At 43.6% G+C, this 14,855-nt stretch carries 18 protein-coding genes; 14 read left to right on the top strand and 4 right to left on the bottom strand.

The genetic code is table 11. The features are described from left to right. Nucleotides 1-212 precede the first annotated feature (212 nt). The 4 genes from dapA (at nucleotide 213) to FTU92_RS11235 (ending at nucleotide 3,054) form a co-directional block, all read left to right on the top strand. The gene (gene dapA, locus FTU92_RS11250; RefSeq protein ID WP_180096272.1) at nucleotides 213-1,112 is read left to right on the top strand and encodes a 4-hydroxy-tetrahydrodipicolinate synthase; all 900 of its coding nucleotides are present in this window, start codon (nucleotides 213-215) and stop codon (nucleotides 1,110-1,112) included. Nucleotides 1,113-1,126: 14 nt separating this feature from the next. Further along, complete coding sequence (locus FTU92_RS11245) at nucleotides 1,127-1,726, top strand: hypothetical protein (RefSeq protein WP_026438344.1); 600 nt, start codon at nucleotides 1,127-1,129, stop codon at nucleotides 1,724-1,726. 36 nt (nucleotides 1,727-1,762) lie between these two features. Then, a complete protein-coding gene (purC, locus tag FTU92_RS11240; RefSeq protein ID WP_154320162.1) occupies nucleotides 1,763-2,482 on the top strand; it encodes a phosphoribosylaminoimidazolesuccinocarboxamide synthase in 720 nt (239 codons plus the stop codon). A 359-nt stretch (nucleotides 2,483-2,841) separates the two neighbouring features. Continuing rightward, complete coding sequence (locus FTU92_RS11235) at nucleotides 2,842-3,054, top strand: cold-shock protein (RefSeq protein ID WP_004974113.1); 213 nt, start codon at nucleotides 2,842-2,844, stop codon at nucleotides 3,052-3,054. 114 nt (nucleotides 3,055-3,168) lie between these two features. Here FTU92_RS11235 and FTU92_RS11230 read toward each other — a convergent pair whose 3' ends face one another. Together FTU92_RS11230 and FTU92_RS11225 are read right to left on the bottom strand one after the other, a co-directional pair. Further along, nucleotides 3,169-4,437: a replication-associated recombination protein A gene (locus FTU92_RS11230; RefSeq protein ID WP_004974112.1), complete on the bottom strand. Its 1,269-nt coding sequence runs from the start codon at nucleotides 4,435-4,437 to the stop codon at nucleotides 3,169-3,171. A 117-nt stretch (nucleotides 4,438-4,554) separates the two neighbouring features. Then, a complete protein-coding gene (locus FTU92_RS11225; RefSeq protein ID WP_136144131.1) occupies nucleotides 4,555-5,007 on the bottom strand; it encodes a YcgN family cysteine cluster protein in 453 nt (150 codons plus the stop codon). Nucleotides 5,008-5,198: 191 nt separating this feature from the next. Here FTU92_RS11225 and FTU92_RS11220 point away from each other — a divergent pair, with 191 nt between their 5' ends. The 10 genes from FTU92_RS11220 (at nucleotide 5,199) to FTU92_RS11175 (ending at nucleotide 12,495) form a co-directional block, all read left to right on the top strand. Then, nucleotides 5,199-5,357 carry a DUF1328 domain-containing protein gene (locus tag FTU92_RS11220; RefSeq protein WP_004974108.1) on the top strand — a complete coding sequence of 53 codons (159 nt, stop codon included), beginning with the start codon at nucleotides 5,199-5,201 and terminating at the stop codon, nucleotides 5,355-5,357. A gap of 206 nt (nucleotides 5,358-5,563) precedes the next feature. Then, on the top strand, nucleotides 5,564-6,304 hold the full coding sequence (locus tag FTU92_RS11215) for a dienelactone hydrolase family protein (RefSeq protein WP_131261234.1): 741 nt from the start codon (nucleotides 5,564-5,566) through the stop codon (nucleotides 6,302-6,304). 69 nt (nucleotides 6,305-6,373) lie between these two features. Continuing rightward, nucleotides 6,374-6,736: an HIT family protein gene (locus FTU92_RS11210; protein WP_070155794.1), complete on the top strand. Its 363-nt coding sequence runs from the start codon at nucleotides 6,374-6,376 to the stop codon at nucleotides 6,734-6,736. A gap of 136 nt (nucleotides 6,737-6,872) precedes the next feature. Continuing rightward, nucleotides 6,873-7,907: an A/G-specific adenine glycosylase gene (mutY, locus tag FTU92_RS11205; protein ID WP_131261235.1), complete on the top strand. Its 1,035-nt coding sequence runs from the start codon at nucleotides 6,873-6,875 to the stop codon at nucleotides 7,905-7,907. A gap of 60 nt (nucleotides 7,908-7,967) precedes the next feature. Continuing rightward, entirely contained in the window at nucleotides 7,968-8,507 is a 540-nt protein-coding gene (locus FTU92_RS11200) for a M23 family metallopeptidase (RefSeq protein ID WP_131261236.1), read from the top strand. A gap of 18 nt (nucleotides 8,508-8,525) precedes the next feature. Then, entirely contained in the window at nucleotides 8,526-8,771 is a 246-nt protein-coding gene (locus FTU92_RS11195; protein WP_104852758.1) for a hypothetical protein, read from the top strand. 40 nt (nucleotides 8,772-8,811) lie between these two features. After that, nucleotides 8,812-9,375, top strand: a complete 564-nt coding sequence (locus tag FTU92_RS11190; RefSeq protein WP_180008545.1) for a DNA-3-methyladenine glycosylase I — start codon at nucleotides 8,812-8,814, stop codon at nucleotides 9,373-9,375. Nucleotides 9,376-9,469: 94 nt separating this feature from the next. Then, nucleotides 9,470-10,492 carry an NAD(P)-dependent alcohol dehydrogenase gene (locus FTU92_RS11185; protein ID WP_180096270.1) on the top strand — a complete coding sequence of 341 codons (1,023 nt, stop codon included), beginning with the start codon at nucleotides 9,470-9,472 and terminating at the stop codon, nucleotides 10,490-10,492. A gap of 552 nt (nucleotides 10,493-11,044) precedes the next feature. After that, complete coding sequence (locus tag FTU92_RS11180; RefSeq protein ID WP_004974091.1) at nucleotides 11,045-11,749, top strand: FKBP-type peptidyl-prolyl cis-trans isomerase; 705 nt, start codon at nucleotides 11,045-11,047, stop codon at nucleotides 11,747-11,749. A gap of 56 nt (nucleotides 11,750-11,805) precedes the next feature. After that, complete coding sequence (locus FTU92_RS11175; RefSeq protein ID WP_004974089.1) at nucleotides 11,806-12,495, top strand: FKBP-type peptidyl-prolyl cis-trans isomerase; 690 nt, start codon at nucleotides 11,806-11,808, stop codon at nucleotides 12,493-12,495. A 77-nt stretch (nucleotides 12,496-12,572) separates the two neighbouring features. Here FTU92_RS11175 and murJ read toward each other — a convergent pair whose 3' ends face one another. Beyond that, nucleotides 12,573-14,123 (bottom strand): murein biosynthesis integral membrane protein MurJ, encoded by a 1,551-nt coding sequence (gene murJ, locus FTU92_RS11170; protein WP_171287394.1) that lies wholly within the window; start codon nucleotides 14,121-14,123, stop codon nucleotides 12,573-12,575. 50 nt (nucleotides 14,124-14,173) lie between these two features. Continuing rightward, nucleotides 14,174-14,773: a 1,6-anhydro-N-acetylmuramyl-L-alanine amidase AmpD gene (gene ampD, locus FTU92_RS11165; RefSeq protein WP_004974083.1), complete on the bottom strand. Its 600-nt coding sequence runs from the start codon at nucleotides 14,771-14,773 to the stop codon at nucleotides 14,174-14,176. Between the last annotated feature and the right edge of the window lie 82 nt (nucleotides 14,774-14,855).

Genomic DNA, 14,855 nt, shown 5'->3' with positions numbered 1-14,855 from the left:
CAACAAGCTGCTGATCCTAAAATACTAAATTAAACAAAGTTTATGATTGCTTTGACGAAAGCATATTGTTCTGACACACTGAATCAGTCATAATTTGGCTAAGCATTATTTAATCAATTTGATTGAATTTTGACCCAAATCAAAATACTGCAACCATCCACATCTACCTTTTCTACACCTCTGTGGATGGAAAAATAGGATCTTTTTAAAAAATGACTCAGCAAGCACAGACCATTCAAGGCTCAATTGTCGCAATTGTCACCCCAATGTTAGAAGATGGCAGCGTAGATTGGAAAGGTCTCGAGAAGCTCGTTGAGTGGCACATAGAACAAGGTACCAACAGTATTGTTGCTGTAGGTACAACTGGTGAAGCATCGACCTTAAGTATGGAAGAGCACACCAAAGTGATCGCAGAAATTATTCGCGTCGCAAATAAGCGTATTCCTGTCATTGCTGGTACTGGTGCAAACTCAACGCATGAAGCCATCGAACTGACCAAAGAAGCACAACAATTGGGCGCAGATGCGGCCTTATTGGTAACGCCTTATTATAATAAGCCAACTCAGGAAGGTTTATACCAGCACTATAAAGCAATTGCAGAAGCAGTTGATTTACCTATCATTTTATATAATGTACCGGGTCGTACTGGTGTAGATATGTCAAATGAAACGGTCATCCGTCTTGCAGACATCCCAAATATTGTGGGCGTAAAAGATGCAACGGGCGATGTGCCACGTGGTCAGCAATTATTGGCTGGCTTAACAGGCAAAAACATGGTGGTGTATTCAGGCGATGACGCTACGGCATATCAATTGATGCTGCACGGTGCAAAAGGCAATATTTCTGTAACTGCCAATGTTGCACCAAAAGCCATGAGCCAAGTTTGCGCGGCTGCAATCGCAGGTGATGCTGCAGGTGCAGAGCAACAAAACAGTGCGATTGCAAATTTACACAATATTCTATTTTTTGAATCGAACCCAATTCCTGTGAAATGGGCACTTCATGAAATGGGATTAATTGGTACAGGAATTCGCCTGCCATTAACTCCGCTTGCAGAACAATATCGTGCACCGTTACGCGAAGCCCTTCAGGCTGCGGGTGTCATTCAATAAAAGAGCTTAGTATGATGCAATTACGTTTTGGTTTTATCGCCGCACTTTCAGTATTGAGTTTGGCTGGTTGTAGTTCTCTTGCCATCAATAATGGTTCATTGGACTATAAAGACGCCGCTACTTTAGCACCACTTCAATATCCAGAAGGTTCTGTGGTTCGACCTGCAACACCGTTGTATCCTGCACCAAGCGTTGACCCTTTAGCAACGGCAAATGCACCTAAGCTTGAAAATGCACGTGGCAACCGTTTTGCGATGCCACGTCCTGAAGCCATGCAAGCCAGCAGCAACACAGTTCAAGACAGTACGCAAATTGGACGTCCTCAACCCGTAGTTGACGGAAACCAAAATCCGTTGCTCAAAATTGATGGAAATTCTGCTACAATTTGGCAATACACACTTGCCACCCTCAGCAGTCTGAATTACAGCATTGTTGGTCAAAGTAAGAACCGTTACGAGGCAACCATTAAGGTCGATCAACAGATTTATGTCTTAAGATTGACCTCTGTCGGTTCGAGCAACAACCTAGCTGTATTCAATGCCGATAACAGCTTTGCAGATCAAGAAAAAGCTGCAGATCTGTTGGCCCAGATTTACCAAAATTGGCCAGCCTAGCCGTACTAGGCATTTTTTTTTGAAAAAGGTTCCCTCATGTTAAAACAAACCTTGCTCTATACTGGTAAAGCAAAATCTGTTTATACCACAGACAGTGCAGACCACCTGATTTTAGTCTTTCGTGATGATGCCTCTGCGTTCAATGGCGAAAAAATCGAACAACTAGATCGTAAAGGTAAGGTGAACAACCGTTTTAACGCCTTTATCATGGAAAAATTGGCTGAAGCGGGTATCGAAACTCACTTTGAAAAACTACTTACACCAAACGAAGTATTGGTGAAAAAGTTAGACATGATTCCTGTAGAGTGCGTTATTCGTAACTACGCTGCAGGTTCACTCTGCCGTCGTTTAGGTGTAGAAGAAGGTAAAGAACTGACCCCACCTACATTTGAATTGTTCTTTAAAGATGACGCTCTTGGCGACCCAATGGTAAACGAATCTCAAGCGATTGCTTTAGGTTGGGCCAATGCTGAACAATTGGTAAAAATGAAAGAATTAACTTACCAAGTCAACGATGTATTAAAAGCATTGTTTGATGCAGGTAACATGATTTTGGTCGACTTCAAACTTGAGTTTGGTGTATTCCACGACCGTATTGTGTTGGGTGATGAGTTCTCTCCAGACGGTTGCCGTTTATGGGACAAAGACACCAAGAAGAAACTCGACAAAGACCGTTTCCGTCAAGGTTTAGGCGGTGTGGTTGAAGCTTATGAAGAAGTTGCTGCACGTTTAGGCATCGACTTAGACAATATCTAATTCAAGCTTTTCAATTTTAAAAGCTGAATTCCCAAAACCGAGCAACATTGCTCGGTTTTTTGTATTTTGCTGTAGACCAAACAGGGTTTACAAACCAAATCTTTGAAAAAATCGCCCCATCCACAATGCCCAGTCTGTCTGCCTATTTTTAAATTTATCTGAATTTAAATTGTGTATTCTGCAATTCCGTGTATGCTTGTTGTCATACTAGAAAAATATGAAGTTCGTTTTAATCGTCTAAGTCCGTAGTTTTATTTTGTAATCCTTCGTTTGTTCAGATTTTAAGTCGCATCTTTTTCCCAGTTATTCCAAATCTTTTTTAGATTGCAACATATTAAAATTCAGCAGGATATTTCCCTATGTCAAATCCGACAATGAAAGGCACGGTAAAGTGGTTTAACGAAACTAAAGGTTTTGGTTTTATTCAACCAGAATCTGGTCCAGATGTGTTTGCGCATTTCAGCGAAATCGCACACTCAGGCTTCAAGACTTTACACGAAGGTCAGCAAGTTGAATTCAGCATTGCGCAAGGTCAAAAAGGCCCGAATGCTGTAAACATCAAACCGCTTTAAACCTTTGAATGCAGCACTCAAGGCTGCAAACAAATCTAAAAAAGCTCAAGTTGATTCTTGAGCTTTTTTTATGCCAATACTTTTACAAATATCTTTTCAGCTATACCAAATCGCTTAGGATTGAGTCTGCTGCCAACGACGTTGTTGTAAACGCTCACCTTCCACTTCACGTTTATTACGTGCCGACTCATACAACTTTGTGCCTTTCAGTTCAGGCGGCAAATAGTCCTGTAGCACAAAATGCTCTGGGTAATTGTGCGGATACAAATAATCTACGCCATAGCCTTGTTCTTTCATCAGTTTGGTCGGTGCATTACGCAAATGCAGTGGCACAGGTAAGTTGGCGGTTTTTTCAGCCAAATCCATGGCTTTATTAATTGCCAAATAAGTACTGTTACTTTTGGCACTGGTTGCCAAATATACTGCACATTGTCCTAAAATAATCCGCGCTTCGGGCATACCCAGCACTTGTACCGAGCGGAAACACTCGCCTGCCAATAACAAGGCATTCGGATTTGAATTGCCAATATCTTCCGAAGCAGCAATCAACATGCGACGCGCAATAAAGCTCGGGTCTTCACCGCCTTTGAGCATGCGCGCCATCCAATACAATGCAGCATCGGGGTCACTGCCACGAATTGACTTAATAAAAGCCGATACCAAATCATAATGTTGCTCGCCTGACTTGTCATAACGGGCAATGTTTTGTTGCGCAACCTTGACCACAATCGCGTTGGTGATGATATTTTCCACCTCGGGTTCAAAGGTGCTTGCCACCAAGTCCAGTAGGTTTAAAGCCTTGCGTGCATCACCTGCAGCAAACTGAATCAGAGCATCAAATTCTTCAATCTGAATATAACGGTCTTTTAAGAATTGATCTTGCTGAATGGCTTGAGTAAGCAAAGTCTGAATCGAATCGGCATCTAAAGCCTTTAAGGTATAGACCTGACAACGTGAAAGCAGCGCACTATTGACTTCAAAAGATGGATTTTCAGTGGTCGCACCAATTAAGGTGATTTTGCCCTTTTCCACCGCATTTAATAAGGCATCTTGCTGCGACTTATTAAAGCGATGAATTTCATCGATAAACACCACTGGTGTGAGCAAATCGCCGCCTTCGGCAATAATTTCACGCAGCTCTTTGACCCCAGTATTCAAGGCAGAAAGGCTGATAAAAGGACGATCTACCGCCTGCGCCAACAGCAAAGCGATGGTGGTTTTCCCCACCCCTGGTGGCCCCCAGAAAATAATTGAAGGCAAATGCCCCTGATCAATCATTTGGCGTAACGGCGCTTGCTCACCTAAAAGATGATCTTGACCAATAATTTGCGATAAATCGCGTGGACGCAAACGCTCAGGCAGTGGAATATGACTCTCTGACATCTTGTTATTTCTATACTTGACTTCAACCTAGTCTACTATGATCTCAAGCTTTGGAGTATTTCTAATCGTACCGATTTATCGCTAAAACACGATTCAAAGTTTATTCTGCAGTATGAATTAACGCACCCAACGCACCACATAATCTTCTATATCTTCTTCTGCAACATCCAGTTCTGAAATACAACGCCCTGCCGCAGATTTTTTGGCTTTAATCACACTTTGGCGTGAGCCCGTATTTAAGTAATGCCAAGATGGCAAATTTTTGCCCTGTTTTAAACGACGATAGGCACAACTTGGCGGCAACCAGTGAATTTTTTCTAGTTTTTCGGGGGTAAGTTGAATGCAATCGGGCACAAAGTCAAAGCGATTGGCATAATCTGAACAACGTGCTGTGTTACAGTCCAGTAACTTGCACGCCACTTTGGTATAGGCCACTTCTTGCGTGTCTTCATCTTCTAGTTTGACCAAACAGCATAAACCGCAACCATCGCACAAGGCTTCCCATTCCGCAGTATTTAAGGCATTCAGCGGATAGTTTTTCCAAAATTCAGGTCGTAATTGATCAGACATAGCGCACAGAAAATAACAAAACTGCGTCATTATAACAGCCTTGTTTCAACTTGTTGCTTTTGTTTAGTCTTTAAATGAATCAAACACTTAACTCAAACAACTGAACATTTAATACACAAAAACAAAACAGTGTGCTGCGTTCAGCTCCCTATACTAAATTCAGAAGCTATAAAAACACATGGAGAACAATTATGTTTCGTTGGGCTATAATCTTCGCAGTGATTGCGTTAATCGCGAGTTTACTTGGTTTTGGTGGTGTCGCAGGTTTATCCAAAGACTTTGCCATTATTTTATTGGTGATTGCTGTGATTTTGGCAATTGTTGGTTTCCTCTCTCGCGGAAAAATCTAGTGACCTCGTCTATAAATTCCTAAAAATCAGATAAAAAAGAAGGATTTTTCCTTCTTTTTTATGTCTGCTTTTTACGCAACAAATGCCAATTTGGCTCTTTTTAAAATATTTTCTCACATTTATAGGCAGTATTTCCCCTGTTTTTAAAAATGCGTGCCATATTATTATGCTTTAATCATGGCATTGAAAACGATAAGGAATAAGGCATGGCTTTAGCAATCAAAACTCGCGAAATTGAATATACCGCTGCAGATGGCAGCAAACTGATCGGTTATTTTGCTGCACCAGAAGCAGCGCAAGCTATCGCGGGGGTGATTGTCGCACCTGAATGGTGGGGACGTAACGAATACACCGAACAACGTGCGCGTGAATTGGCTGAACATGGTTTTGCAGCCTTAGCGATTGATATGTATGGCGATAAAAAAGTCACCACCACCGCAGCCCAAGCCAATGAATGGATGATGCAAACTTTTGCAGATGCTGACACAATTGTGACTCGTGCGTCTGCAGCTTTGGACACTTTAGCTGCCCAACCTGAAGTAAATCGCGATAAACTCGCTGCAATTGGTTTCTGTTATGGCGGCAAAGTCGTTCTGGATTTGGCTCGTTCTGGCGCAGCATTAAAAGCAGTGGTGACCTTCCACGCCAACCTCAGCCCGAAAGCCCCTGCACAACAAGGTCAGGTACAAGCCGAGATTTTGGTGTTGCATGGTGAACTGGACAGCATGGTGACTTTAGACGACGTCGCAAGTTTCCGTGAAGAAATGCACGCGGCTCAAGTAGAGCATGAAGTGATTATTTTTGAAGATGCCAAACACGGCTTTAGTAACCCTCAAGCCGATGAACGTGCCAAAGCCAATGGGGTCGATTTAGGCTATAACGCATCGGCAGAGCAACAAGGTTTAGCTGCCATGTATGAAGTGTTGGATCGTCGTTTAGCAGATTAATCTGCTGTTCACATTACGCAGCATATACTCAACGCAAGCCAAGAAAATTTTAAAGAAGAGGATATAACAATGACTGAGCAATGCCCTTATTGCAATTTTGATGATTATGATGTTTTGGCAAAAAATGAATTTGGGGTAATTTTGCCTGAACCCAATGCCCTGTCTAAAGGACATTGCGTGATCATTCCGCTACGTCACGTCGGCTCTTTTTTTGACATTACAGACAAAGAACGTAAAAGTTTATTGTCTTTATTAGAATTGGCGCGCAATGAGTTGCAATTGCGTCATCAACCTGCAGGTTTCCATGTGGGTTTTAATGATGGCGATGTGTTTGATGCTAAATCTGAGCATTTACACATCCACATTATTCCACGCTATGAAGGTCAGACCTTAAAATTGGATAACCGTTGGGGTATGAGCGGTCAAATTTAAACCACGACTCGTTTTATCCCAAACCAAGTGAAACCAAACCTAAAGAAGAAGATGCACGCTCATCTTCTTTTTTTATGCACGTAATTCCCACGCCAGTTTGGCTATACTAAGCCGCTACTTTACAAACTGGGTTCGCATGACTGCTTTTTCATTTTCCGATGCTCTCCTCACGTGGTTCGATCAACACGGACGCCATGACCTGCCGTGGCAAGTCGCCGATGATCCCTATGCGGTGTGGGTGTCTGAAATCATGCTGCAACAAACTCAGGTCAAAACCGTATTGCAATATTTTGAGCGTTTTTTGCAGCGCTTTCCGACAGTGCAAGATTTAGGACGTGCAACTTGGGATGAAGTTGCACCGTATTGGGCAGGTTTAGGCTATTACGCCCGCGCCCGCAACTTGCATAAAGCCGCAGCCATTGTGGCACAGCAAGGACATTTTCCAAGTACGCTCGAACAGTGGATGGCTTTGCCGGGCATTGGTCGCTCTACGGGTGGTGCCATGATGTCGCTGGGTTTACGCCAATACGGCGTCATTATGGATGGCAACGTCAAACGGGTTTTAGCACGTTTTTTTGCTATTGAAGATGATTTATCCAAACCTGTACATGAACGTGCCATGTGGCAACTGGCAGAACAGCTCTGCCCCGAAGTGCGTAATCACGACTATACGCAGGCTATTATGGATTTGGGCGCCACCATTTGTACCCCCAAAAAACCACTGTGCTTATATTGCCCAATGCAACAACACTGCAAAGCACATCAACAAGGTTTAGAGCAGGAATTGCCCTTTAAAAAACCGAAAAAAGCCGTACCCGTTAAATCTGCACAGGTCTTAGTACTGCAATGCGCAGATCAGTGGTTATGGCAACAACGTCCCAATACAGGACTTTGGGGTGGACTATGGTGTTTGCCTGTCATTGAAGATGCACAGGCTTTTGAGCAACTGTGTCAAAGCTTGAGCCTTAAACAGGTACAGCAACGCGCACAGATTTCACATAGCTTTACCCATTTCACTTGGCAGCTTGAAGCACTGTGTTTTCAGGTCGATGCTGATCTACAAGAACACTTGGCAATAGAACTGAATGCAGATTGGTATAGTCCGCAACAAGCCAGCGATTTGGGCATTCCGACGGCCATGAAAAAATTGATCTCGGCAATCAATCTGTGACATAGTCAAGCATCGTGATGAATGAAATCTTTGCTTTCACTGCCATTACAAGGATGTCTTATGTTTCGATGGATTGCTGTTTTAAGCCTGTCACTCTTTACCTTATTGATTGCGGCCTGTAGTTCTGCACCGAAACGTCCTAGTACCCCACTCCCGCCTGCCTTGGTGCAAAAACTCAATCAAATGAGTTTAAAAACTCGCTTGCCCATTCCTGTGCAGGGCATTAAAGCGCATCAGTTGAATGACACTTGGGGTGCATCTCGTAGTAGCGGACGTTTGCATGAAGGCATTGATATTCTTGCCGCCAAAGGCAGCAAAGTGTATAGCGCTACAGAAGGTTTAATTGCAGACTTACGCGATAATCGCTTAGGTGGTAAAGTAATTTGGATATTAGGGCCTGCAGGCACTTGGCATTACTATGCACACTTGGATGGACATAAACGCGGTTTAAACGTGGGCGATTATGTCAAGGCAGGAACGCATATTGGCTATGTCGGCAATACAGGCAACGCCCGACACACTGCCGCACATTTGCATTACGGACTTTATTTAAATGGTAAAGGACGCGGTGCGGTCAATCCTTATCCTTATTTACGTTAATTTTGTTAGGAACATTTCATGTCTGAAGCCTTGATAAATCGATTGGTGGAATTTGCAGAATCTGGCAATCAACAAAAAATTGTATTGGCAGGACAAGTCCATCAAGGCTGGGTCATGGAAATTACTGAAGATGCCCTGCTCATCAGCACAGGTTATTCAGATAAAGTCGGTAAAGACAACTGGATTTCCTTTCACGATCTGCAACAGGCAGAACTATATTATTGGGATAACCAACATGACCAATGGGCAGCATTTCAGCTTTAAGTCTGTCCCATTCACATCTATTCAACAAGGAGCATGACCCATGACGATACAACGCTGTGGCTGGTGTTCCGATGATCCGCTCTATATTGCCTATCATGATTTAGAATGGGGACAAGCTGTATTTGCCGAAGCGCATTTATTTGAAATGCTGTGTTTAGAAGGACAGCAAGCAGGCTTGTCTTGGATTACTGTATTAAAAAAACGTGAAGCGTATCGTCAGCATTTTTTTCAATACAGCATTGCTGAAATTGCCGCCTTCAGTGATGATGATATTGCGCTCAAATTACAAGATGCTGGATTGATTCGACATCGAGGTAAATTACAAGCAATTCGTGACAACGCACGTGCATGGCAAAAACTAAAAGACGCCGATATAAACGTCGTGACATGGCTTTGGGGTTTTGTTGCACAGCAACCTATTAGGAATGATGTACCTGACTATCGTCTTGCGCCTGCACAAACCGACGCTAGTGTTGCCATGTCGAAAGCCCTAAAGAAAAATGGTTTTAAATTTGTAGGCCCGACCACCTGCTATGCTTTTATGCAAGCTGTAGGCATGGTCGATGATCATGAAAATCACTGTCACTTTAAAACAACATCTTAAAGCAACATCCAAGCTTTAGTATTCAAAACTGCTCAACCCATAATAGCAAGATCACCAATCAATACAGTCAGCCTTATGACAAGGACGGTGCAATATGAGTAATACCATTCGAGCCTATGCCGCAATGCAGGCAGATGAAGCCCTGCAAGCCTATCAATTTGATGCGGGTGAACTGCAGGCGCATCAGGTAGAAGTCAAAGTCGAATATTGTGGCTTATGCCATTCCGATCTTTCAGTCATTCAAAATGACTGGCATTCCTCGGTATATCCTGTGGTGGCAGGACATGAAATTATTGGCACGATTACCCAATTAGGCAGTGAGGCCAAAGGCTTAACCGTGGGGCAACGTGTAGGCATTGGCTGGACTGCAGACAGTTGCCAACACTGCGATGCCTGTATTGCAGGCGAACAAGTGCTGTGCAGCAATGGCACTACCGCAACCATTGTGGGACATGCAGGTGGTTTTGCCGATAAAGTCCGTGCAGGTTGGCAATGGGTAATTCCATTACCCGATGAGGTCGATCCTGTCAGTGCAGGGCCTTTGCTCTGTGGTGGAATTACCGTATTTGATCCGATCTTGAAACATCAAATTCAGGCAGTACATCATGTTGCGGTGATTGGTATTGGTGGCTTGGGGCATATCGCCATCAAATTATTAAAAGCATGGGGCTGTGAAATTACGGCGTTCAGTTCCAATCCAGACAAAACCGCAGAATTACTGGCTATGGGTGCAGACCATGTAGTGAACAGCCGTGATGCTGCTGCCCTTAAAACCCAGCGTGGCAAGTTTGACCTGATTTTAAGTACGGTAAACGTAAGCTTGGACTGGAATGCTTATTTAAGTACGCTTGCACCACATGGCACTATTCACATGCTAGGTGTAGCGCTAGAACCCATGCAAATTAAGGCGGGCAGCTTAATTGGCGGTGCAAAATCGGTTACTGGTTCATCGACAGGTTCGCCTGCAGCGCTGCGTCAATTACTACAATTTGCCGCACGCAAACAGATTGCCCCACAGGTGGAAGTTTTTCCGATGTCACAAATCAATCAGGCAATTGAACATTTGCATCAGGGCAAGGCACGCTATCGGGTGGTGTTAAAGGCCGACTTTGACTGATTTTTAAGATAAGTCATGATAGTCAAATATATTTCTATCTTTATTTAGGTAAAACCGCTCATCTAAAAACCTAGATCACATGAGGATACTCGGAAGTGTCATCCACAACCTGCGTAGCATTAGACCATTATTGTTTCTGCGAAATAATGAATGAGATACAAGAATTAAACAGGTTTTGTGGATGACAATGGTTTTGCCCACTTTTGCCGAAACAAAAGTGGGTCGAACCGAAGGTTAATCCTATTATTGGACAACAACCCATCAGGACGCTGTCTTGATCATTTATGCGATTACAATAAAAATTTACCTACAGCCCAAACGCAATCTGACTTTTCTTAAATGACCCACATCTAGTCCTGAATTGATAAGATTTATGTATAAAAAATGTTTTAGATATTCAGTCTGTTATAGAATAAACTGCGTAAGCAGCATATATTAAAAAGTTGAATCGACACAGGCTGCAAAGCCACGTGCCAAACTAGAAAAGTCTGTGAAAAAGTCTGCTAAGATGAATGCTGCTTTTTTAACTATAAAATGAATTTGAGAAAACCTATGAGTAAAGCCTTACCCATCGCTGTTGCTGTAATTTTAGGCGGTGCTGCACTTGTTCCTGTTTATTATGCCTCTCAAAACCCAGCAGTGGCGACCTCTAAAGCGTCGGCAAATGCTTCTGCGGTTGAAAAAATCAGCTACGCTTTGGGTTATGAAGTGGCACATCAAACCCCACCAGAGCTAGACATCAACAGCTTTGTAACAGGTGTGCGTGAAGGTCATGCGCGTAAACAACCTGCCTACACCGAAGAAGAATTACAAAAAGCCTATGAGCAATTCCAGCAAGAGTTGCAACAAAAACAAGCCACTCAGGCGCAAGCTGCACAAACAGCCAGTGATTCATTCTTAACTGAAAATGGCAAAAAAGCAGGCGTACAAACCACAGCTTCTGGCTTGCAATATCAAGTGATTAAAGAAGGCACAGGCAAACAGCCAACGGCAAGCTCTGTGGTCAAAGTGCACTACACGGGTAAACTGGTCGATGGCAAAGTATTTGACAGCTCGGTACAACGTGGTGAGCCAATTGAATTCCCACTGAATCAAGTCATTCCGGGCTGGACTGAAGGTTTACAGCTCATGAAGGAAGGCGGTAAAGCTACGCTCTATATTCCATCGAAACTGGGCTACGGCGAACAAGGTGTACCAGGCATGATTCCTGCCAACAGCACCTTAATTTTTGATGTTGAACTGATTGAAGTGAAATAACAACATCACCCTTTCAGGAGAGCTTGGCTCTCCTGTATGGTCTTAGGACGAAAAGAATGAAAAAACACCTTGCCCTTGTGTGTATCGCACTGCTCAGCAGTGGCAGTTTTGCCAAAACCGTGACCAATAAAAGTCCTGTTGCAGATCAGGTCGGTTATAGCTTTGGTTATTTAATGGGGCGCAGCAATGCGGAAACCTTAAAAGATATTGATCTCGAAGCCTTCATTGCTGGCTTAAAAATGGCAACACAAGACCAAGCCGCCAGTTTAAGCGATGAAGAAATGGCACGAGTGCTGACTCAATTCAAAAAGCAAGCCGAAGCCAAACAACTGATTGAGCTTAAAAAAGTAGCCGATAGCAATGCTAAAATTGGGCAAGCCTTTTTAAACAATAATGCCAAAAAGGCAGGGGTCAAAGTCACCAAGTCTGGCTTGCAATATCAAGTCTTACAGGCAGGTACGGGCAAATCACCCAAAGCCACCTCTACCGTTAAAGTCCATTATGAAGGTCGTTTAATTGATGGTACGGTATTTGACAGTTCTATCGCCCGCGATCAAGCTGCAGAATTTCAGGTCAGCCAAGTCATTCAAGGTTGGACTGAAGGCTTACAACTCATGAAAGTTGGTGCCAAATATCGCTTCTTTATTCCTGCTGCTCTAGCCTACGGTCAAATTGGCTCAGGCGATGCAATTGAGCCAAACAGCACGCTTATTTTTGATGTGGAACTTTTAGAAATTGTAAAATAATCCAAAGCCGCATCATCTTTAAACAAAAAAATACCGCAATTTAAATTGCGGTATTTTTTCAGATCAACTTCGCTTCATTAAGGTTTTAAATGACGTGGTCTAAAACCCGTTGCCAACAATCCAACCCCATAGGCCACTACGCCCACCACACACAGCGCAGTGACTTCTGCCACACGCATCCATTGTGATACATCACCGTTATACCAAGTTAAGGCATACCACAACGCAGCAATCATCACGGCATTTGCCACTGCAAACTGCACCATGAGTTTTTTCCAGTGCGCACCAAAACGGAAAATCTTGCGTTGATGCAAATAGAAATACAACATGCCTGCATTCACCAAAGCCGAACCTGATGATGCCAGTGCCAATGCCATGTGTTCAGCTTGCCAGTCAATCAGTTTAAAGAAGCCAATAAACACCACGTTTAAAATCGCATTGGCAGCCACAGCCATTAAACCCACACGTACTGGTGTTTTGGTGTCTTGCTGTGCATAAAAACCCGGTGCAAAGACTTTAATCAGCATGAATGAAATCACCCCTGCACTCATACATTGCAAGGCCAAAGCGGTCATTTGCGTATCTTTAAAACTAAACTGACCACGCTCAAACAAGGCTTGGATAATAGGCGTTGATAACATAAACAGTGCAATACTGGCAGGGACACCTACCAAAATAATCACCCGTGCAGCCCAGTCCATCATGCCGCGGAATTTATCCATATTTTGTTCTGCATGACGCGCAGACAGTGACGGTAAAATGACCGTCCCAATCGCTACACCAATTAAGCCCAAAGGTAGCTCTGTCATACGTTCCGCACTATACAACCACGACACCGAACCATCCTGCATAAAAGATGCCCAAATGGTGTTGAGTAGCAGGTTAATTTGCGTGACCGATACCCCAAATAAAGCAGGCAGCATCAGCTTCATAATCCGATCCACCCCTTCATGCTTGAAATCAACTTTAGGGGGAATCAGCAGCTTTTTACGCCATAGTTCTGGAATTTGAATCGCAAGTTGTAAAGCACCCGCGATAATCACCGCCCAACCCAGTGCCATAATCGGCTCTGCCATGTACGGTGTGAGCCATAATGCACCTGCAATCATCGCCACATTCAGCAATACAGGCGCAAAGGCAGGCGTGGTAAATGAGCCATAGCTGTTCAAAATACTGCTGGCAAATGCCGTCAGCGACATAAACAACAAATAAGGAATGGTCAGGCGGAACATATCGGTGGCTAGCGCAAACTTTTCAGGGTCGCTATGGAAACCCGGTGCGTAGATATACATCACCGCAGGCGCAGCCACCATGGCGGTAAAGGTTAGCCCTGTCATTACCGTCATTAAACAGCCAAAAACCCGACTAATTAAAATTTGTACTTCGGCATGAGTGCGGCTGGTTTTATATTCGGTCAATACAGGAATAAATGCCTGCGAAAACGCCCCTTCGGCAAACAGTCGCCTGAAAAAGTTGGGGATACGAAACGCCACCACAAAGGTATCGAAATCTTTACCTGCACCAAACACATTCAGCAATACCACATCACGGACTAATCCTAGCACCCGTGACAGCATGGTCATTGCACTGACAATAAAGGTCGATCGCCAAAGCGCCATCGTTACCACCCAATTAAAAATTTAGTCGCTATTGTAATCAAAGCATCAACAAAGTTTTGTTATTGATTGATCAATTTTTCCTGTGATGTCGAAGCTTTAAGTTGAGATAACTGTTCACGAAAATACTGCCAGTCAAAATACGGCCCCGGATCAGTTTTACGTCCCGGTGCAATATCGGAATGTCCTGCAATATGCTGTTGAATACTCGGATAGGCCTGCTGCAAACTGTGTACCACCTGCACCAAACTCTGATATTGCGCTGTTTCAAAAGGCAAGTCATCACTGCCCTCTAATTCAATCCCAATTGAATAGTCATTACATTCAGGCTGTGCCAAATAACTAGAACGCCCCGCATGCCACGCCCGATCTGCAAAATTAACAAATTGCAGCACCTCGCCTGTTCTTAAAATCAACAAATGTGCCGAAACCTGCAGGCCCTGAATGGTCTGAAAGTAAGGATGCTGCGACCAATCCATTTGGTTCTGAAAAAATTGCTCAATATAACCACCACCAAATTGTGACGGCGGCAAACTAATATTGTGAATGACCAGCAATTGAATCTCTTGGTCTGTCGGACGGGCGTTGAAATTCGGAGATGGGACTTGTCTTGCCCCTTGTAATTGACCCTCAACCACCTGAAACGACGGCACATGCTGCATAAGGCAATCCCCAAACCATTAGAATAGAAAAATAGAACAGAAATTTCAGTTTAATGCCAACGCGTGACAATGAACATCTTAA

Source organism: Acinetobacter sp. YH12205, from assembly GCF_013418125.1.
GTDB classification, from domain to species: Bacteria; Pseudomonadota; Gammaproteobacteria; order Pseudomonadales; family Moraxellaceae; genus Acinetobacter; species Acinetobacter towneri.
The sequence above is the reverse complement of the archived record's forward strand: the minus strand, read 5'-3'. Positions and strand labels throughout refer to the sequence as shown.